The sequence below is a fragment of the Mesorhizobium sp. YR577 genome, from assembly GCF_900116595.1.
Classification (GTDB): domain Bacteria; phylum Pseudomonadota; class Alphaproteobacteria; order Rhizobiales; family Rhizobiaceae; genus Mesorhizobium_M.
On sequence record NZ_FPBI01000026.1, the window covers coordinates 43,980 to 62,612 of the forward strand.

17 protein-coding genes and 2 pseudogenes are annotated in these 18,633 nt (G+C 58.3%); 9 read left to right on the forward strand and 10 right to left on the reverse strand.

Annotated features, from left to right (window positions below; translation table 11 throughout):
* The 3 genes and pseudogenes from BM413_RS27110 to BM413_RS33780 form a co-directional block, all read left to right on the forward strand.
* Positions 1–654 carry an amino acid ABC transporter permease gene (locus BM413_RS27110; protein ID WP_091917981.1) on the forward strand — a complete coding sequence of 218 codons (654 nt, stop codon included), beginning with the start codon at positions 1–3 and terminating at the stop codon, positions 652–654.
* Positions 651–1,373: an amino acid ABC transporter ATP-binding protein gene (locus BM413_RS27115; protein ID WP_091917982.1), complete on the forward strand. Its 723-nt coding sequence runs from the start codon at positions 651–653 to the stop codon at positions 1,371–1,373. Before BM413_RS27110 ends, BM413_RS27115 begins: the two co-directional genes overlap by 4 nt.
* Positions 1,374–1,553 (forward strand): annotated as a pseudogene (locus BM413_RS33780) (IS6 family transposase); the annotation flags it as partial. It abuts the gene before it with no gap.
* 268 nt (positions 1,554–1,821) lie between these two features.
* On the opposite strand, the gene BM413_RS27120 reads toward BM413_RS33780, so the two are convergent.
* From BM413_RS27120 to BM413_RS27130, 3 genes are all read right to left on the reverse strand, one after another.
* Positions 1,822–2,502: a peroxiredoxin-like family protein gene (locus tag BM413_RS27120; protein WP_091917983.1), complete on the reverse strand. Its 681-nt coding sequence runs from the start codon at positions 2,500–2,502 to the stop codon at positions 1,822–1,824.
* A gap of 17 nt (positions 2,503–2,519) precedes the next feature.
* Positions 2,520–5,822, reverse strand: coding sequence for an adenylate/guanylate cyclase domain-containing protein (locus BM413_RS27125; protein ID WP_091917984.1), 3,303 nt, complete (start codon positions 5,820–5,822; stop codon positions 2,520–2,522).
* Between the two features lie 425 nt (positions 5,823–6,247).
* Positions 6,248–6,496 carry a hypothetical protein gene (locus BM413_RS27130; protein WP_091917985.1) on the reverse strand — a complete coding sequence of 83 codons (249 nt, stop codon included), beginning with the start codon at positions 6,494–6,496 and terminating at the stop codon, positions 6,248–6,250.
* Between BM413_RS27130 and BM413_RS33280 the strand changes: the two genes are divergently transcribed.
* Positions 6,495–6,779: a hypothetical protein gene (locus BM413_RS33280; protein ID WP_175544456.1), complete on the forward strand. Its 285-nt coding sequence runs from the start codon at positions 6,495–6,497 to the stop codon at positions 6,777–6,779. The genes BM413_RS27130 and BM413_RS33280 overlap by 2 nt on opposite strands.
* A gap of 256 nt (positions 6,780–7,035) precedes the next feature.
* Here the strand turns inward: BM413_RS33280 and BM413_RS27140 are convergent, their stop codons facing one another.
* The gene (locus BM413_RS27140; RefSeq protein WP_175544457.1) at positions 7,036–7,389 is read right to left on the reverse strand and encodes a hypothetical protein; all 354 of its coding nucleotides are present in this window, start codon (positions 7,387–7,389) and stop codon (positions 7,036–7,038) included.
* 240 nt (positions 7,390–7,629) lie between these two features.
* Between BM413_RS27140 and BM413_RS27145 the strand changes: the two genes are divergently transcribed.
* Both BM413_RS27145 and BM413_RS33455 read left to right on the forward strand, forming a co-directional pair.
* Positions 7,630–8,787, forward strand: coding sequence for a Fic family protein (locus BM413_RS27145; protein ID WP_091917986.1), 1,158 nt, complete (start codon positions 7,630–7,632; stop codon positions 8,785–8,787).
* A gap of 269 nt (positions 8,788–9,056) precedes the next feature.
* Positions 9,057–9,515 (forward strand): TetR/AcrR family transcriptional regulator, encoded by a 459-nt coding sequence (locus BM413_RS33455; RefSeq protein WP_280141862.1) that lies wholly within the window; start codon positions 9,057–9,059, stop codon positions 9,513–9,515.
* A gap of 324 nt (positions 9,516–9,839) precedes the next feature.
* Here the strand turns inward: BM413_RS33455 and BM413_RS27155 are convergent.
* Positions 9,840–9,959, reverse strand: a pseudogene (locus tag BM413_RS27155) (IS6 family transposase); the annotation flags it as partial.
* A 127-nt stretch (positions 9,960–10,086) separates the two neighbouring features.
* On the opposite strand from BM413_RS27155, the gene BM413_RS27160 reads away from it, so the two are divergent.
* A complete protein-coding gene (locus BM413_RS27160; RefSeq protein WP_091917988.1) occupies positions 10,087–10,692 on the forward strand; it encodes a cupin in 606 nt (201 codons plus the stop codon).
* A gap of 335 nt (positions 10,693–11,027) precedes the next feature.
* On the opposite strand, the gene BM413_RS27165 is transcribed toward BM413_RS27160, so the two are convergent.
* Complete coding sequence (locus tag BM413_RS27165; protein WP_091917989.1) at positions 11,028–12,041, reverse strand: zinc-binding alcohol dehydrogenase family protein; 1,014 nt, start codon at positions 12,039–12,041, stop codon at positions 11,028–11,030.
* A gap of 103 nt (positions 12,042–12,144) precedes the next feature.
* Here BM413_RS27165 and BM413_RS27170 point away from each other — a divergent pair, with 103 nt between their 5' ends.
* The gene (locus tag BM413_RS27170; protein WP_091917990.1) at positions 12,145–12,519 is read left to right on the forward strand and encodes a winged helix-turn-helix transcriptional regulator; all 375 of its coding nucleotides are present in this window, start codon (positions 12,145–12,147) and stop codon (positions 12,517–12,519) included.
* Positions 12,520–12,722: 203 nt separating this feature from the next.
* Positions 12,723–13,814 (forward strand): acyltransferase family protein, encoded by a 1,092-nt coding sequence (locus BM413_RS27175; protein WP_175544458.1) that lies wholly within the window; start codon positions 12,723–12,725, stop codon positions 13,812–13,814.
* A 227-nt stretch (positions 13,815–14,041) separates the two neighbouring features.
* Here BM413_RS27175 and BM413_RS27180 read toward each other — a convergent pair whose 3' ends face one another.
* The 4 genes from BM413_RS27180 to BM413_RS33290 all read right to left on the reverse strand — a co-directional run bounded on the left by BM413_RS27180 (position 14,042) and on the right by BM413_RS33290 (position 18,632).
* Positions 14,042–16,177, reverse strand: coding sequence for a mechanosensitive ion channel family protein (locus tag BM413_RS27180; RefSeq protein WP_091917991.1), 2,136 nt, complete (start codon positions 16,175–16,177; stop codon positions 14,042–14,044).
* 366 nt (positions 16,178–16,543) lie between these two features.
* On the reverse strand, positions 16,544–17,611 hold the full coding sequence (locus BM413_RS27185) for a c-type cytochrome (RefSeq protein WP_091917992.1): 1,068 nt from the start codon (positions 17,609–17,611) through the stop codon (positions 16,544–16,546).
* Complete coding sequence (locus BM413_RS27190) at positions 17,611–18,255, reverse strand: cytochrome c oxidase assembly protein (RefSeq protein ID WP_175544459.1); 645 nt, start codon at positions 18,253–18,255, stop codon at positions 17,611–17,613. Before BM413_RS27190 ends, BM413_RS27185 begins: the two co-directional genes overlap by 1 nt.
* Positions 18,252–18,632 carry a hypothetical protein gene (locus tag BM413_RS33290; RefSeq protein WP_175544460.1) on the reverse strand — a complete coding sequence of 127 codons (381 nt, stop codon included), beginning with the start codon at positions 18,630–18,632 and terminating at the stop codon, positions 18,252–18,254. Before BM413_RS33290 ends, BM413_RS27190 begins: the two co-directional genes overlap by 4 nt.
* Position 18,633 lies beyond the last annotated feature (1 nt).

Below are 18,633 nucleotides of genomic sequence, written 5' to 3' on the forward strand. Positions count from 1 at the left end.
ATGTTTTTTGACGCCTCATTATCGTGGAGCGATATCGTCTACCTCTTGCAAGGTGCTTTGGTGACGATCGCTATCACTGCCGCCTCTGTCGCCATCGGCACGGTACTGGGGGTGCTGTTCGGCCTCATCCGCGCCGGCGCGCCATGGTGGATCAGCGGCCCGATTGGTGGAATTCTCGACATCTTTCGCTCGGTTCCGCTTCTAATCCAGCTGGTGCTGTTCAATTCATTCAACAGCATGTTTCGGCTGCACTGGCCGGGTTACACTGTGGCCTGCCTGTGCCTGGGCATCTATGCGGCAGCCTTCTGTACTGAAATCGTTCGAAGCGGGGTTTCGGCCGTACCGACGACGACGCGCAGAGCGGCCCGGTCACTTGGCCTGACCTGGGGCAAAGAGGTGATCTCGATCACCCTGCCGATGGCGACCAGGATCGTGTTTCCAAGCTGGATCGGTCTGGCGCTCGGCGTGATGAAGGACACGTCGCTGGTTCTGTGGATCGGCATCATCGAGCTCCTTCGCAGTTCCCAGATCGTCACGACCCGCGTTCAGGAGCCGCTTCTGATCCTGACCATCACAGGTCTGATTTATTTCCTGATGAGCTTCCCCATCGCGAGGCTCGGCGCCCGACTTGAAAAAAGGTGGCAGATCCAATGATTGAAATCGAAAACGTCCATAAACATTTCAGCACGCTTCATGTCCTTAAGGGCGTCAGTCTGACTGTCAACAAAGGCGAGGTGCTGTCGATGATCGGTGGATCCGGTTCCGGAAAATCGACAATGCTGATGTGCATCAATGGCCTTGAGCCCATTCAGGGAGGCCGAATCAGCGTCGACAACGTCGACGTTCTTGCGAAAAGTACAAATCTCAACAAGCTCCGCCAACGAATTGGCATCGTTTTCCAGCAGTGGAATGCCTTTCCCCACCTCACGGTGCTGGAAAACGTTATGCTGGCGCCAAGGAAAGTCCTTGGGAAATCGAAGGCGGAGGCCGAGGCTATCGCGGTCGAACAACTCAAGCATGTCGGGCTTGTCGAGAAGCTGAAAGCGTTTCCGTCGCGTCTTTCCGGTGGACAGCAGCAGAGAATGGCGATCGCGCGCGCATTGGCCATGTCACCGGACTATATGCTGTTTGACGAGGTCACATCCGCACTAGATCCTCAACTGGTCGGAGAAGTGTTGGATACACTGCGCATGCTGTCCCAGGAGGGGATGACGATGATCGTAGTGACGCATGAAATGCGGTTTGCCCGCGAGGTCTCTGATCGTGTGGCATTTTTCCGCGAGGGCCTCATCCACGAGCTTGGAACGCCAGATCAGATATTTGATAGCCCGCAACGTTCTGAAACCGCGGACTTCCTACGCTCTGTGCTGTAGAGGGAGCGAGTGATGCAGCGATTTCGCACGCCGAGTTCGCTACAACATTTCGTCAGTATTTTCTCCGCGATCCAAAATCTCTTCGTCCCCAGACGCTCCAAACACTCAGCCATCGCTGTTCATCTGCATCGCTTCGCGTCCATGGCACATTGGAAGGCGGTCACCGCGACAGCCGCCTAATCCAACCAGCGTGCCGAAAGCTTACTTGATCGAGTTAACCTGACATCACCGAAAAACGCATTGCCCCGGGGCCAATCCATTGGGCGATATAGGTCGGGTCAATTTTCCAGCGAAGATCAGTGCAGACTGCTGAGGCATCGTCGCGATTCCATTAGACCGACATGGACTGCGGCATCAGCCGGGTCCACCATGCGATGGCGCGAACCGCGCTCTATGAAGTAGCGCACATCATGCTGACGCGCCACGCGCTTTCAACCCGTTGGTAGGCCTATTGGGTGACCCGCGAGACGGCAGACATCAGTTCCTTCGGATCTGGCGCGCCAAACATGTATCGTCCGCCCTCCGGAACCTCCGTAAAACTCCAGCGAACAATGCCTTGTCGGTCCAGCAGGAATTGGCCGACCAACTGACCATGGCCGGTAGCCATCATTTGATGGTCGGCTTCAGTAACTTCGTAATGGTCTTTCCTGTTGAGGATTTCGGTCGCGGCGAACGGGTCCATGGGTTCTGGCAATTCGTTCGGAATATTGACCCGCATGGCCATAGCCGTCGCCATCGAGACTTTGTTCGGCCATGCCGTTTCGTTTTCGGTGAATTCGATGTTGGGAAGTCCAAACGCGCGGTGCGAAGCGCGTTCGGGATCGGAGGCCGCAAGTAGGTTCGGTATCGGATGGTAGCGGAAATAAAGCCGCGCACGTTCGATTGGCGTGTTGACCACAGTCAGGCTCTCGACGCCCTTTTCGCGCAGTTCGGGATCGAGCCGCGCTTGCGCGGCGATATGGCGCCGGCAGAACGCGCAATGCAAACCGCGGAACAGCCCGACCAGCACCGGCTTTTGGCCGCGAAAGTCGTCGAGCGAGATCTTGCCTTCCTGAGTGATGGCGTCGAGCACCACGTTCGGCGCGCGATCGCCCGGCTGAAGTGGACCCAAGTCGGTATGCGCAGACATTCCAACCTCCCACCCGGCTAGTCGAGAAAAGGCAGCACCACAAGCGCTTCCGGGTCAAGCCCGTGCTGGGCGCAAATATCCTGCGCCAGGGCAAAGTAACGTTCGGCCTCGGCCAGATTATCGAGGTCGAGATTTAGCGTTGCGAGACCATCATAGCACGGAAACAGCAGCTGCGGTTCGCCTGTTTCGCCGGCAACGTCCAGCGCTTCGTCGAATAAGCCAGCGGCCAGTTCCGGACGGCCGTGGCACTGGTGGATCTGCCCAAGCACAATCAACGGTACCGGCAAATGCTCGCGCTGGTCGAGCGCACGGTCGATCTCGATGGCCTTCTCCGCAGCCGGTATGCCCTCCGTTGGGCAGCGGTCGGTGAACGTGCAGCAGGCGACCGCCAGATTGGCGAGAAGTCGCGCCTGGAAGCCGAGATCGCCAATTCGGCGCGCCACGTCAAGGCCGCGCCGGCAGACCTCCATCGCCTGTGCCGGATCGATGGTGGTGTAAAGCACCCCGAGATTGGTGTAACCGCGGCAGGCCGTCCCTAGCAGACCGGCGGCTTCGGCCAATTCGATGCTTCGCTCGACGTCGCGTACGGCTTCGCCGATTCGCCCGAGCCGCGCCAGCGCAACGCCCTTAGTGTTGAGCGCCTCGGCGGTCACATGCGTGGCATCACGTCCCGCTTCGGAGACATCGTCTAGTGTCATCGCGCACGCGCAGTCGAGCGCCGCGTCGGCCCATTTTGCAGCCTGAGCGTGATCTCCGCTGCGGAACGCAAGGCGGCCGCGTTCTTGCCAGAGATACGCCTGCTCGATTGGGGAGTCCGCTCCGTCGAGGAGCGCTGCCGCCTCGGCATAGCGGGATTCCGCGCTGTCGCGGTTGCCGACGTCCCAGAGCAGCCGGCCGATCTTACGTAGAACCCGCGCCGAGGCGACGCAATCGCCAGTTTCATGGTACGCCTTCAAGACTGTCAAATACTGTTCGTGCGCTGTCCCGCGCCGCCCGACCGGACCGCATAGGTCGGCTATACGCTCGGCTATTGCCAGTTTCAGCGGTGTTTGCCCGATCGCGTCCAATGCTTCCAATGCTCGCTCGTAGAAACGAAGGGCGTCGTCGTTGGCGTAAATCATGCGGGCGCGATCACCGGCCGCCTGCAGGTAGCGCGCACCCTTCTCACGCTGCGCGCTCTGTCCGAAATGATGACCGAGCACGGTCAGATCCTCGAGCCGTTCCGGGTTGTCGCCGGATAGAAATTCGAAGGCAGCGCCGATCCGGCCGTGCATGTCGGTGCGGCGTTGCAAGAGTAGATTCTCGTAGATCACGTCCTGCAGCAAAGTTTGCGTGAAGCGGTAGCATTGCGACGAAATCGAGCCCGATCCTGCAACCTCCTCGATGATTTCTGTATCGCAGAGGAGTTCGAGGCTGGCTTCAAGCCTGCCCGGGTCGGCTGTTACAGCCTTGAGCAGGGAGGCGTCGAAGCGCGGGCCGATGACCGCAGCTTCCTGGGCCAACCGGCGCACTTCTTGCGGCAGCCGGTCGACGCGAGCGAGCAACATCGCCTGTATAGTGGCAGGAATGCCGGCATTGGCTTCGCCTGCCGCAGTCCGCCATTGCTGGCCGTTGCGTGTCAGTACACCGCGATCGATCAGGCCGCGCACTATCTCTTCGACGAACAAGGGGTTGCCGTCCGCGCGGTCGAGAATCTGATCGCAGAGCGCTCCGGTTGTGTCCACCCAGCTTTTGCCCAAAAGCGCTACTAGCAGGCCGCGTCCCTCAGCGGTGCGAAGCGGCGACAGCCTGAGTGCAGTGTGGCTGACCCGGCTCGAGTCCAGCTGGTCGTTCTCCCGCGCTGGGCGATGTGTGACCACCAGCATTAAGCGCGTGCGTTCCAACCGGTCCATCACGAAACGCAATGCCTCAAGCGACACGGCGTCGGCCCAGTGCAGGTCTTCGACGACAATCAGCAGCGGCGAAAGGGCTAGGCGCCGTTCGATGATTGTGCGGATGGCGTAGAGGATTTGCCGTCGCAACTGCTCCGGCTCGACATGCTGCAAGGCAGCGTTGGGATCCTCCAGGCCAAGCACGTGATAGAGTAGGGGCATCAGTCGCTCCGCCTCCTCGCCCTGCAGGCCGAGGTCGGTCAGCAAGGCGGCGAGCTTCTCCCGCATTTCGTCCGCGCCGTGGTTCTGCATTATCCCTGCGGCGCTGCGCACGACTGCACCGAGCGCGCCATAGGACTGTTCGCCGAGCGGCGAGCAGGCTGCCTGCCGCACCGCGACGTTCCGAAAGCGCTCCTCGGTGCCGACGCGAGCGACGAACTCCTTCAACAGCCGCGATTTCCCGATGCCGGCCTCGCCGACGAGGCGGATCAGCTGTGCCGCGCCACCGCAAGCCTGGTCGAGGCTCGCCAGCATCCTTTGGAGCTCCGCATCCCGGCCGATCATCGGAGCGCTGAGGCCCAGCGCCTCGAGCCCGCGCGCGGCTCGCGGTGCGGCAAGTGGCTCGTTTAGTCGATGGACCAGTACGCTGCCGGTCTTGCCGCGAAGCACGACATCACCCATCGACTCGTAACCGAATGCGTGCCGGGTCAGCCGGTGGGTAAGCTCGCCGACCAGCACCTCGCCGGGCGCGGCCAGCGATTGCAGACGCTGTGCCGTGTTCACGGTGTCCCCGGTCACCGAATAGGATCTCGCTGTGCCGACGCCCAACCCGCCGGTGACGACCGGACCGGTGTTTATGCCGATGTGGAGCACGAGGGGCAGCATGGTAAAGTTGACCCTTTCGCCGAGCCACACTGTCCGGGCCATCATGTCGAGGGCGGCGCGGAGCGCGCGTTCCGGATCGTCCTCATGCGCGACGGGCGCACCGAACAAGGCGAGCAGCGCGTCGCCGATGAACTTGTCGACGAAACCGCCAAAGTTTTGCACGGCTGCCGTCAGTTCCTTGAACAGTTCATTCTGTAGCGCCTGCATGACCTCTGGGTCGAGCTGCTCGCTGAATGTCGTGAAACCGCAAAGGTCTGCGAAAAGGACGGTCACCGTCCGGCGATCGGCATCGGAGACCCGGCCCGGCCGCCCATCCTCGCTTTCGAGGTCCGCGGGTATCGGCGTAGTGCGGGAATAGGGCTGGGCAGTTCGAGCCGGTGTCAGCGCAGTCCGTTCGACCGTTTGCGCGGCCGCGACAAGGCCCGCCCCGCATTTCGGGCAGAACTCGAAATCAGGTGCGCAGGAGTAGCCGCAACTCGCGCAGGACACGGGCTGGCGACTGCCACACCTCGGACAGAAAGCGAAGCCACTCTCAATATGGAAACCGCAGCCCGAGCAGTCCATCAACCAAGACCTCGCCAGAGGCCGTGAGTGCACGATCTCGTTACTCGCCTCCCATCACGACCAAGTCTTCACAAAGATGAACCGATAAGCCTCGATCAGCAAGCTGCAGCGTGCATCGGATCGATCGGCCTATGGCCTTCGCTTGCATTCCAGCAGCGTTGACAACCTCAACTGCGAAGCAATGCGTCCGCGTGGCTGGCCCCTCCCCCCACGCGCGGCTGAGCGGTGGTGTCGAGCTGGCTGTGTCCGAGCAGCCTTTGGATGACCCGGTTATCGACGTCCTACTTAAGGAGGCGAAGCCGTGACGCGAGATATGCGGGCTGATGCTTGCCACAACGGCTGCAATTACGGCGACGAGATCAGCATAGTGCGGCCGCCTCGAGGTCGCGGATACTTCCATGCCGAAGGCTCTCCTACTGGGCGTGTCAACCGTGCGCATGGAGCGCGCTGCTGAGGGTGGACAGATATGAAGCTACTGATTTGCCCGTCTGCCGAATGCGCTGCTGCAGACTCTGGTATCCGAGCGCCGTGATCAGGCCGGCATCGGAGCTCTGATCAAAGACATCTGCGCAACGCGGGTTCCCTACGGATACCGGCGCGTGCTGCGTGAAGCCGAATTCCTCGGCGATCTTCTCGCCGCATTGCGTTGCCATTTTCAGGCGAAAGCCGGCCATGGGTGCGCGCCTCTATTTCTTGTCCTCGATCATGGTGTCGATGACGTTCTGGATAAAAAGCCGGTCCTTCGAGCTCAGCCTGTCTTCGTCGCGGAAGGCGGTTGTCGCGGTCTTGTACCGAGAAGGTAATCAACCGTTATATGAGCGCGTCAATCTCTTCGAATGCTGGCGCGACCAGACCACGTTGGACGCCTGGCGCAAGGTCGCGAAGGGGCCGCGCGGGAAATCTCGAGAGGTCGCCGTAAGCCTCTATCGCACCGACAAGGCCGAAAAGCTTTTCTGAGGACGAGACGCCGCGGACCCGCCGCCCGGCCTGGCGACCGGACGCCCGAGGATCAGAAGCATCGTATCCAGAAGACTGTGCCGAGGCGGACGCAAGCGCGAGCGATAGAACGATCGACAGCAGGATTCGTTGCCCAGAGATACCAATAGTCGCTCAAGGAGTGTCGCCGACCTGATGCCGCAACGATCGATCCTATCGCCGGAACTCACGGCTAGGCGCTGCCTGATGAACTCACGGTTTCGATTTGTGTGCGGCCTCAACGGGAATTCGATACGATTTCGGTTTCTGTTTCGAGAATTTCAAATCTGTCGAACCGTAAACCCGCAACGAGCTTCTTCCAGGTATCTGCACGCCTGGCATGTTCCGGGGCTTTGATGGCCAACTCGACCAAGGTTCTACTGAGGGGTACAAGTCCTACCTCCGTCATAACCTCGATGTCCTCGTCTGCGGCTATTCGAGCGAGCGCTGCGACGCGGCCTGACTTGCTTGATGCGTTGCATCGACCTGATATGCCCCTCTGGACTTCGAGCACGTCCATATCGTTATGCGAGTTGAATTCCGCAACCACTTCGACTGTGGCAACAATGGTCATGCGATTAAAGTCGTTCATACGCCCCACAGTGCTATTCGAAGCGCAAACCGCGTTTGTGACACGCCATTTACACAAATATAAAAAGTAGTTTGCCGGACCGAGATAATGCGCGCAACTTGATATCTTGCTTGGCGGAAGCCGCCTTTGACGCAATGCTTCTTGGCTGGCAGTTTCGGCCGTTTACGTGAGCGATAGAATAGCTTGCTATCGCTCACATTTTATTGATATCATGAGTTATAGAAAGACGCCCCATAGCTCATGATCTGGAACTGGCAGCAGGCCGATTGGCCAAAATTCACGCTTGACCCGGCAGCGATTGAACCGTTCGAAAAGCAATTCCTGTTGCGCTCGGGCGAATTCATTGGTGCGTATCGGCATGTCCGGCCGGATGAGCGAGATATGCTCCGTATCGAGCTTATCGGCGATGAAGCCTTGAAAACCTCGGAAATCGAGGGTGAGATGCTCAATCGCGACAGCCTGCAATCCTCGCTCCGTAACCAGTTTGGTCTCGGTTTCGATGACCAACATATTCCGCCGCAAGAGCGCGGTATCGCGGAAATGATGGTCGATCTCTATCAGGGTTTTGCCAATCCGCTTTCCGACGAAGCGCTCTTTGCTTGGCACAAGATGGTGATGGCCGGGGAGCGGCGCATTGAAACGATCGGGGCGTACCGCACTTATAGCGACCCGATGCAGGTGATATCGGGTAGCGTCGGTCAACTCAAAATCCATTTTGAGGCACCGCCATCCAAACAGATACCGGCCGAGATGGAGAAGTTCATTGTCTGGTTCAATCGGACTGCACCGAACGGGAGTGCGCCTCTATCACCGCTAATCCGCAGCGGCATAGCGCATATCTACTTCGAGAGCATTCATCCGTTCGAGGACGGCAATGGCCGGATAGGGCGTGCGCTCTCTGACAAGGCTCTGGCGCAAAGCTTAGGGCAACCCAGCCTGATTTCTCTGGCTTATACCTTCGAGCGGAATCGCAAGCGCTATTACGATATGCTTGAGGCGAGCAACAAAGGCACAGAAATCACCGACTGGCTTGTCTATTTTGCGCAAACGGTTCTGGAAGCCCAGCAGACCACGATGCGGCGGGTCAATTTCTACATTGCCAAAGCACAGTTTTACGAGCGACTTGGCGGCCAACTTAACGAGCGGCAAAGCAAAGCGATTTCCCGCATGTTCCGCGAGGGGATCAACGGTTTCAAGGGTGGGCTGAGCGCCGAAAATTACATCAGCATCACCAAGGCGTCACGCGCGACCGCCACGCGTGATCTGCACGAGCTGGTCGAAATCGGCGGCCTGAACAGAACAGGAGAACGGCGCTACACGCGCTACCACCTCAATATTGATACCGATAGCAAGGGGTCGGCGCACGATGAGACGACCATTTATCCAAAAGGGCATTGAGGATGTTCTTCGGATTGTTTTCCGCGCCAGACCACGATTGGAAGCAAATGCGAAACGTCTGGGAGTATTCCCACGTGGCGCGCGCGGGTCTTCACATGCTCGCTTTCTGTCTATGACGCTGGCCTTGATACGCTGAGGAGCCGACGCAGTGGCATCCGCTGGTAAACCAAGAAGACCTAGCGCAGCAGCTTCACGGCGAAAGCCTCGTGATCTCACGCGCGACAAGGTGGTGGATGCTGCCTTGTCGCTTATTGACAAAACGGGCGCCGATGCGATCACCATGCGGCCTGGCTGACGCCGTAGGCGTCACGCCGATGGCGCTCTACAACCATTTCAGCAGCAAGCGCGCCCTTCTTTCGGCCATCGCGGAGAGCGTTATCAGCGCCGTCGAATTCGACGGGCGTCAGGCGGACTGGCGCGATCAGGTTCGGCATTGCTTCGACGTGCTTCGCAAGCTCTGCCGCGATCATCCCGGGTTGCACCGCCTTCTTGAAATCGAGGGTGCCATGCCGACGAACGTTTTCGCACCGATGGAAATCACGTTGCGCGCCCTTCATGAGGCTGGCCTCGATGACCTGGACAGCGTACGGACTTACTTTTTGCTGACTGGGTTTACCCTTGCTCAGGCGGCTTACCAGACCCGGCCGATTCCAGACATCGAGCCTTTCCGAGAAGATCCGAACCGAACGCATCGCGGGCCGCGGCTATACAGCCACCGAGCGCTTTGAGCAGCCTGCGACATGGGATTTCGACGCAAGCTTCGCCTTCGGCATTTCGCTCATCCTAAACGGGGTCGAGGCAACGGTATCCCGGGGAGCGAGTTCAGTGCTTTCGCGCAAGACTCCTGCTCGTGGAAAAGAAGGAACACGAAAATGAGGGGCGATCGTTCATATGAGAACCAACAACGGGCAAAATCTTCACCCACACGCTCCACCGGCAACTGGAAGGCTGGCTGATGACGCCCGATACCGGTTTCAAGTCCTTACCGCTGACTTGCCCGGACTGCGTCGGTTCTTGCGGGCCGGCCAGTGGATGCATCCCGGTGGCGGCCAAACCACGATCCCGCGCTCCAGCAGCATTTCTTCGACCAGACGCAGGCTCAAGGGGAACCTGTAGTAGAGCCAGACCGCATGGGCGATGATCTGGGGGGAAAACGGTTGCGCTTGAAGCAGACGGACATGCTCATGCCATCGCGCTTATGCCACAAATTGCTCACAGCGAGTTAAGTTGATAACGCCAGCGGAACCTGCCTGTTTGACCAGCGTTGCCAGTTATTCAGCGATATCTCGGAAGGCTTCAATGTCCATCCTCGAGAGCGGCAAGAAGATCGTGGAAACGCTCACCGGGTGGCAGCGGCCCTCAGGTTGCGACATGGACAGCTTAATCCGCGCCCGCAAGGCAAACACCTTTCGATTCAAGGACGATGGTGCAATCCCCAATCATCCGCATTGGCCTCTTGTTGTCTACCGCGGCGCGGTGAAGCTCCCGGTGGACGTTGATCCCGCGGCCATCTTAGAGGATCTGTTCGAGCGCAATGGCTGGGGAAGCTCCTGGCGAAACGGCATTTTCGACTACGTCGACTATCATTCCCGCATTCACGAGGTGCTCGGCATTGCGCGTGGATCCGCCAAAGTCCAGTTCGTCGGCAAACGCGGACGCACGATCGCGGTGAAGGCGGGTGACGTCGCCATCCTGCCGGCAGGGACCGGCCATCAATGCCTCCACGCCAGCAATGACTTCCTGGTTGTCGGTGCTTATCCGCCAGACGGCACCTACGACGAGTGCACCGGCGAGGAGGAGCATGCCCGCACAGTAGAGACGATCCCAAAGGCGGTGAAGCCACGAAAAGATCCCGTCTATGGCCCGAACGGCCCATTAGCTGGGATCTGGAAGGCGTCGCGCTAAGGGAGCATATTCAAGATTACAGCATCAGCAAATCAGCTTTCCACTGCCTTCGCGCTCCCGATCGACACCCGCGCGATGGAGGCGAAACTCGCGGATGCGATCCCCAACGAAGAGGGCGTATCGCAGCGCCACGCATCATCGACAAGTAGTAAATCTGTTTAACCCCGGAAATACATTGTGGTTAGCTGTTGCGCAGTCTCAGAGGTCCGCAGTTAAGTCCCACTATGACGGGTGCCCACACAAAACGAGGAATTCGTTGCCGGAGCACGTGCGCGGTTCAAAAGAAGGACTGAAGCACCCTTGCTTTGTGGTGGGAGGATCTTCAGCGACTTTCGTCAAAAGCCTTCCAGTACGATCTTGCCTTTGGAACGCCCGCTTTCGATCAAGGAATGGGCTTGCTTCAGATTCGCTGGATCGATGGGGCGCAGTACTTGGTTCAGAGTTGTTCGCACCTTGCCTTCATCGACCAACCTTGCGACTTCGTTGAGCAGCTTGCCTTGTCGATCCATGTCAGGCGTTTGGAAGATAGAGCGGGTAAACATCAGTTCCCAATGGACGGAGATCGACTTGCGCTTGAACGGCAGGATGTGGAGCGCCTTGGGATCATCGATCAGCCCGAACCGGCCCTGCGGCGCAATAAGCTCCACGATCTGATCGAGATGACGGTCCGTTTCAGTCGTTGAAAACACGAAGGCCGGCGCGCCGAGACCCAGCGCCGCCACCTGTTCCGCGATCGGGTTGCGGTGGTCGACGACATGATGGGCGCCGAGGTCCATCACCCAATCCCTGGTCTCCTGGCGCGAGGCGGTGGCGACGACGGTGACATCCGTCAAGGCCCGGATGAGTTGGATGGCAATCGAACCGACACCGCCCGCGCCGCCAACAATGACGACCGCATTGGCAGCGCCAGGCACGGACCGCCGAATGTCAAGCCGGTCGAAAAGCATTTCCCAGGCGGTGATCGCGGTCAGCGGCAGCGCCGCTGCCTCGACGCTCGACAGCGTTGTCGGCTTGTGGCCCACGATGCGTTCGTCCACAAGATGGAACTGACTATTGGCGCCTGGTCGGACGATCGAACCGGCGTAATAGACGGCGTCGCCGGGTCTCAGGCGAGTCACCATCTCCCCCGCCTCAACGACGCGTCCTGCGGCATCCCAACCGAGCACTTTCCATTCTCCCGGAGCGGGCGAAACGCCCTGCCGCACCTTGGAATCAACCGGATTCACCGAAATTGCTTCGACCTCAACCAGGACGTCATGGCCGGAGGCAACGGGGCGGGGCAGGTCGATAAGCTCGAGTGCGTCCGCGCGGTCAATGCTGCCGGCAGTCCTGTATCCGATTGCCTTCATGGTTCTGCTCCTGTCGTCGATTGATTAGGGCACAACTTGTGCGTATAGTTCAGATTAATCAATACACACAAAGATCGCCTATAGTATCAAAAAGGATACCGTCATGGCAAAGATCAAGCATTCCCGTTTCGATTGTACGCCCGGCTGCGCCGTCGAGGCAGCGATTGGGCTGATCGACGGTAAATGGAAATCGATCGTCCTGTTTCACCTTCTCTCCGGCACGCTGCGTTTCAACGAAATCCGCCGTCACATCGCCAATGTTACTCCCCGCATGTTGACTAACCAGCTGCGCGAGCTCGAGGCGGACGGCTTGATTGCGCGCAAGATCTACGCGCAGGTTCCCCCGAAGGTGGAATACAGCCTGTCGCCACTCGGCCGCAGCATGGAGCCCATCCTTCTCGCCCTCAAGGATTGGGGCGACGAGAATATCGACCTCTACGGCAAGCCACATACGCGCCAGAACGCCTGCGCGGCGTGATCGGAGTGATCCGGTCGGGGGAAAATGGGCATCCTGGTGGTCTAACTGGCAGACTGGGGACAGTTTCCAGAAAGCTGCCGATGGCGGCAAGAGGCCCCATCAGGCCGACGATTTGAACGCGACGATAAGTCTTCGGACACAGAGCTAACGAAAGGCCCCGCCAAAAGAGCTATGAGATATCAAGGGCGCTTGGGGGCCATTCCATGACACATTATCCAAATTTCAACGGGCTTCGGCTATTGGCAGCATCAGCCGTTGTTTTTTCTCATGCGTTCCTGCTTGCCACAGGATCGGAAGAAACTGAGCCGCTCCATAGCACCGGGATGACTGCGGGCGTCTATGGCGTATTTGTCTTTTTCATTCTCAGCGGCTTTCTCGTCACCGAGAGCGCAAAACGCGCATCGGGCGTCTTGGATTATTGCCGCAAGAGATTTTTGCGGATCGCCCCAGCCTTCGTTGTGAGCACCATTCTCATAGCGTATGCGGTTGTGCCGTTTTTCGCGCCCAATGGGCCGGCGGCATTCATCCAAGCCCCTGATGTCTTGAGCAAAGTCATTGCGACGATCTTTCTGCAGGACGACGGCCTGTATTTCTACGGCGCGGAGTTCTATCCGCCTTCTGGTCCTGCGGACTTTTTGCCAAGTGTCGCGAACGGTGTCTTGTGGACAATCCGGCTGGAGATCATCGGTTATGCGCTCGTGGGTCTGTTCATGGCCCTGTCGCTCCTTCAGGATCACAGGCAACCGGTCACCATTTTGATCGTCGTCGCAATCGCCGCGCTTTCACTGGTCTATGCCGATGCGGTGTCGGTCAAATGGATTTCCGAATTGCTACTCGTCCTGCCAGCATTTTGCTGCGGCATCTTCTTGAACTGGATGGTGCGCTTTCATACGCCGCGCGGCCGGATTGCACTCCTGTTCGTCGCTGGGATCGTCCCGGCGGCCTACTTTGGCGTTCTGCCCAAGACGTTCACCTTCCTAATCGCCTATCCGCTGATTTGGCTTGGCGCGGTCCAATTCAAGCCACTCGCATGGTTCAGTTCAGGCAGTGACATTTCCTATGGACTTTATCTCTTTGGCTGGCCGGTGACGCAGCTTATCCGCTCATTCATGGGTGAGGGCTTATCGGGATATGAAATGACGGCCTTAGCCTTGCCCCTGACGGCACTGATCGCCTATGCGTCTTGGCATCTGATCGAAAAACCCGCCCTCCGCTTCAAGACCGTCGTCCGCAGGAATGCGGTCGCGACAAGCGACGAACGAACCCGCTGCGCGGGAGGGGCGCCTGCGGTTTGAGGTAGAGATCGAGAACCGGTCGTCGCGCTCGCATTGAGCGTCATTCGGCTGGAGCAAAGCATGGCGGGCTTCTTCAACAAGGAGCCTGACCATGCAACAACCGAGCCCACGAGAACATCCGTTTCCCCGGGAGCGGTTATGAACCCCGGCAGATAGTGAGGTGCCAGGCGGTGCATCGCCTCGGACATTTCCGGTAATCCTTATGGGAACTTGTTTTGCGAGTGCTCTTATTCAGTGCGCGTCTGCGCGGCCTTCTGCTGAGCAAGTGATATGATGTTGGCTGCAGCGGTAGCGGCCTGCTTATCATCACCTCCCACCTGGACAGTAGGCTGCGCAAAATGGATTCCATTGGCTGCAAACGACTGCTGAATCATGGTGTAGGCGCGCCGCCGAACGACGGACTGATAGCCAGGCTTCGACATGAAGGAGAAGCTCAGCTCCATGCCAAAATCACCGAATTGCTCGACGCCCTTCATCTTCACAGTTTCGATGATCTGCGGGGCCACTTCGGGATCCGCGAGTAGTTCCGCACCGATCCCCTTAAGCAGCTTTTTGACCTTGGCCACGTTGGTATCGAAGGGGACGCGGATCTTGAACTTGTCGATCGCCCAATCGCGGCTCATATTTTGTACGGCGCCCAGATCACCGAAGGGAACCGTAAACACCGGGCCACGATGATGCCGCAGCCTCACCGAACGAAGACTGAACGACTCGACGGTGCCTTTGTAGCTGCCGCTTTCAATGTATTCACCGACCCGGAATGCATCGTCCATCATATAAAAGACGCCACTGAGAACGTCCTTGACCAAGGTTTGCGATCCAAACCCGATCGCGACGCCGAAAATGCCAGCGCCGGCGATCAACGGCGCTATCTGGACGCCGAGCCCGGAAAGGATCGTCAACACGGTTATGACGATGATGAGCACCGCGAGAGAGTTGCGGAATATAGGCAACAATGTACGCAGCCTTGACCGCCGCGCAGCCAGTTCGGGGCTTTCCGTGTCGCTGGGAGCTGACGCATCCAATTTACGCTCTATGTAGACCTTTGCCAGATTCCACAGGAGATCAGCGACCAGCAGAACGATGACACCGTTCAGCAAACCGGCTACCAGGCGTTCCATCATCTCATTTCCGGACGCCGCCGCAGGACTGAAGCGCCAGACAGTCGCCAGCCACCCCACGGCTGCAGCAATAACCAGCGCCCGAGCACCCCTCACGATCAAGACATTCAGAAGCGATCTGGACAGGGTAGTTCCGCTATGGTCACCGCCAGTGAGAGCCTGGGCCACGTGTCCCGCGCCGGACACGACCGTCGGCAGAAGCAAAACGTAAATGCCGATCCACAGCAGGCCATACATCCCTACAACCCAAACCAGCCAAAGAAGCACAAGGTAGGCTGTCAGAAGCCATCTCGCTGCCCGTGCACCCGCCGTTGTAACGGGTGGACGTCGCCATACAATCTCGATCCCTATTGCGAGTAATCCCAAACCAAACAGATAGGCAAAGAGACGCACAACCTCGGCAGAAAATTCCAATTCCGGCATGACGCTCACCGTTGCCCAGGAAAACAGAAAATATCCGGCAGCAAGCTTGATGCGCTGATGCCAGAAGCGTGCCTGAGCGTTGGTGATCGGAACCAGTCGAAGCGGAGAGCGCTGAAGAGTTCGATCCGCGTTTTCATCGGGTGAAAGCAGCAGTCGGCCGATCGCAATGGCAATTCGAAAAAGGATAAACACAAATAGATATGTGAGGACCATCTTTCGTAGCAGCGGCGGCCAATCAAATACGAGAAAAAGGCCGACACTGACGATCGAAAAGACAGCCAGTGAAATGACTTCTGAGACAATTCGGATCGCCTGGTTTGGTGCCTCAGAACGAGCGCTGCCAAGGCTTTGCCTTTCGCCCCGTACACCACGAAGTGCGCGTCGGAAAAGCCATTCCGCTGCGTATCCGAGCGCGATCAGGATCGCGACTATAGCGAGGCCTTTGCCGGGCCTGCCCGCATTGACGTCAGTGGCTATGACTTTGGCGGCGTTCGACAGTTCCGATGGAATGCGCGGGATTGCGCTCTTAAGCGAGACAAGGTGATTTCTGTAGCGAGCTTCGAAATCGGAAAGCTGCAAGCCAACGGGCTCGTCGGCGACCTCAGATGCCTCTGCGGATTTTGCTGTCAGGAATGCACGAATATCAGGATCATCAAGCATCTTGATGAAATCTTGAACTTTTCGCTCACTTGTCGAGATGTCCGCTGGTTGCTGCGCTGTCGCGGAGTTTGTTGCAACGAGCCCATACGATAACAGCATGCCGATTGCGAAAGCCGTTAACATTGGAGACTTTAACCAGGAAATCTTGACCGCTCTCATGCGGTTCTCCCATGCAAAATCTAACTTGGCTAACTTACTCGACTTAAGTTCGTATTACTAAATAATCGTCGCCCATTTTGACCTAAGTTAGCACCAGCGCACAAACTTCTCGCATCTTTTTTTCACTTGTATTCTTGAATGTCTAAGAATTTATTTCTCGCGATGAAGCGGAAAGACAATAGTCGTCAAACTTCCTCTTATAAAAGGCCCGCCACCCCTTTCGGAGGGGCGGCGATGAAGCGTGGCGATCGGGAAACCGGACTGGGTGGCCTCAAATATGCGCCTAAACGCGGCAAACCGTCTCCAAATTCAAACCACGGCAATTTCATTTCCCAATAAGCATGAGCCGCAATCAACGGGTCGTCATTAGTGACCCGACGTTTGAGCGGCAAAATATGTCGCGACAGCCTTGATGTCTTCGTCCGTCAGGTTTTTCGCGGCATTGAGCATGAGATGACTGTAGGCGGTTCCGCTTCGCTTACCTTCCCTGAACAATCGAAGCTGTGCCTCGATGTAATCAGCCCTTTGCCCCCATAATTTTGGGTAGGCTGGATTTTGGGCCGAGCCGCCGTGACATCCGAGACAGGCAGGTACGCGTCTGGTCGACAGTCCGCGCTCGGCAATTTCGCGGCCGCCGGATGCAGCCTGGTTGGCCGGCGCCGAGTCTGGAGCTGGTGGCGATTGCGCGGCGAAATATCGAGCCAGTCTTTCCAGACCATCCGGATCCACGTTGGCTGCAGCCTGTGCCATAAATCCACTCGCGCGTCTGCCCTCGGCATATGCACGGAGACTTTCCAGCAGGTACGCTTCGCTCTGCCCCGCTATGATCGGGGTAAGAGCGCTCCTACCCGCTCCATTCGTTTCATGGCAGCGGACGCAGTCGGCAAGCACTCGCTCGAAACCCTCGTGCTGGGTGGAAGGAAGCCCAGTCGAACCATGGGCCAATTCTCGATATTGTTGAGGATCAAGCGACGGCAGTTCCCTGAGGAACGCGACCATTGCCCAGATTTCGTCGTCCCGAGCCTGGTTGGGCCATGCGGGCATACCGGTGAACCGCACCCCATGCTTGACGATCCGGAAAAGCTCCGCGTCGGACCATTTATCGACAACGGTGGTCAAATCCGGCGGCTGAGGAAGCATCCGCTTCACCACGGGCGAGCGTAGCTCGCCCGGCGCGCCATGGCAGATAGCGCATCCGGTGGCAAAATGTGCAGCCGCCGGCTGAACACCCGCACGTGGGAGTTCGTCCGGGACCTCCACCGAAAGCGCGTAGGTGCGCACTGCGGACTGCATTGCGAAATGCAGGAACCACTCGGTAATCTTCCAATGCCCGGTGCTGGCACCAACATTGAAGAAGCCTATCCAGGCGAACAGGATCACGGCCAGAGGTGCCACCACCAGCACAAGCACCATATGCCACCAGCGAACAAACATCAGGGTTCTCTCGCTCGTTGCATTGCATCCGGCTCCGATAAAATACGCCCAAGCAGGACCAGGCCGCCAATCAGATAAACTGCCGCGCCGACCGCGAGCATGATTACGCCGCCTGCCTGTTGATCCCCTTGCGCACTCAGGGTGATGCCGAAGCACGTGACTTCATCGAACCCGTAGAGCGGCCGCGGAGCGAGCGACAGCAACACACCGAGCAGTGTCATATGTACGGAGGTCAGGAGCAGGCCGAGCGCTCCCACACCGCTGCGCGCTGCGGTATCCTCGAACGTCCTGTAGGCGACGCATGAGAGCCAGAGGAAAAGCCCTGCAGTGAGGAAACTGCTTTGCTCCATCACCGTGACGAGAACAGAACCTTCCGCTAGCGCTCTCATTGCCGGCGCATGCCAGAGCCAGACCACAAAAAGTTCAACCACTGATGCAACAATTGGCGTGGAAATCGATGATCGCGCGAGAAGGTTGAACCGGGAACCGCTCATTCCGACCGCCAACAGCGGCGCAGCGATTGCAACCACGCCCATATGGGCAAGCATGTGTGAGGCGAAGGAATTGCGGTACGAAGCCAGCAATGGTCCACCCCAGATCACCGCGAGGATCACCAATCCGAGCAGGAAGGACACCCGTCTCATGGCGCACACCCCGCGATGAACAGCAGCGGCATTGCCACGTAGATGACCGCAACGAAACTGAGCCCGGAAAGCAGCAACGTCGCAAAGCCTTGAAATAGCTTCCGGTCGTGGCCAGTCGGATCGTCGTGCGGAGGATCGTAGGTACCGAAGCCCCATTGTCGCCACGCAAGGAAACCCGACATTGCGATGAGAGCCAGCGCCGTCATCGTGACGATGACGACCCCTATCCGAACGGCCTCGAAGCTGAACGAAATCTGGTTGCTTTTTGCGCAATAGACGGCCGCGCCGACATAACAAATCAGAAAATGCAAAGCCCACACGACCGGCGCGGTAAACAGGGTCCAGAGCGATTCCATTTCCTTGGGAATGATGCGCATG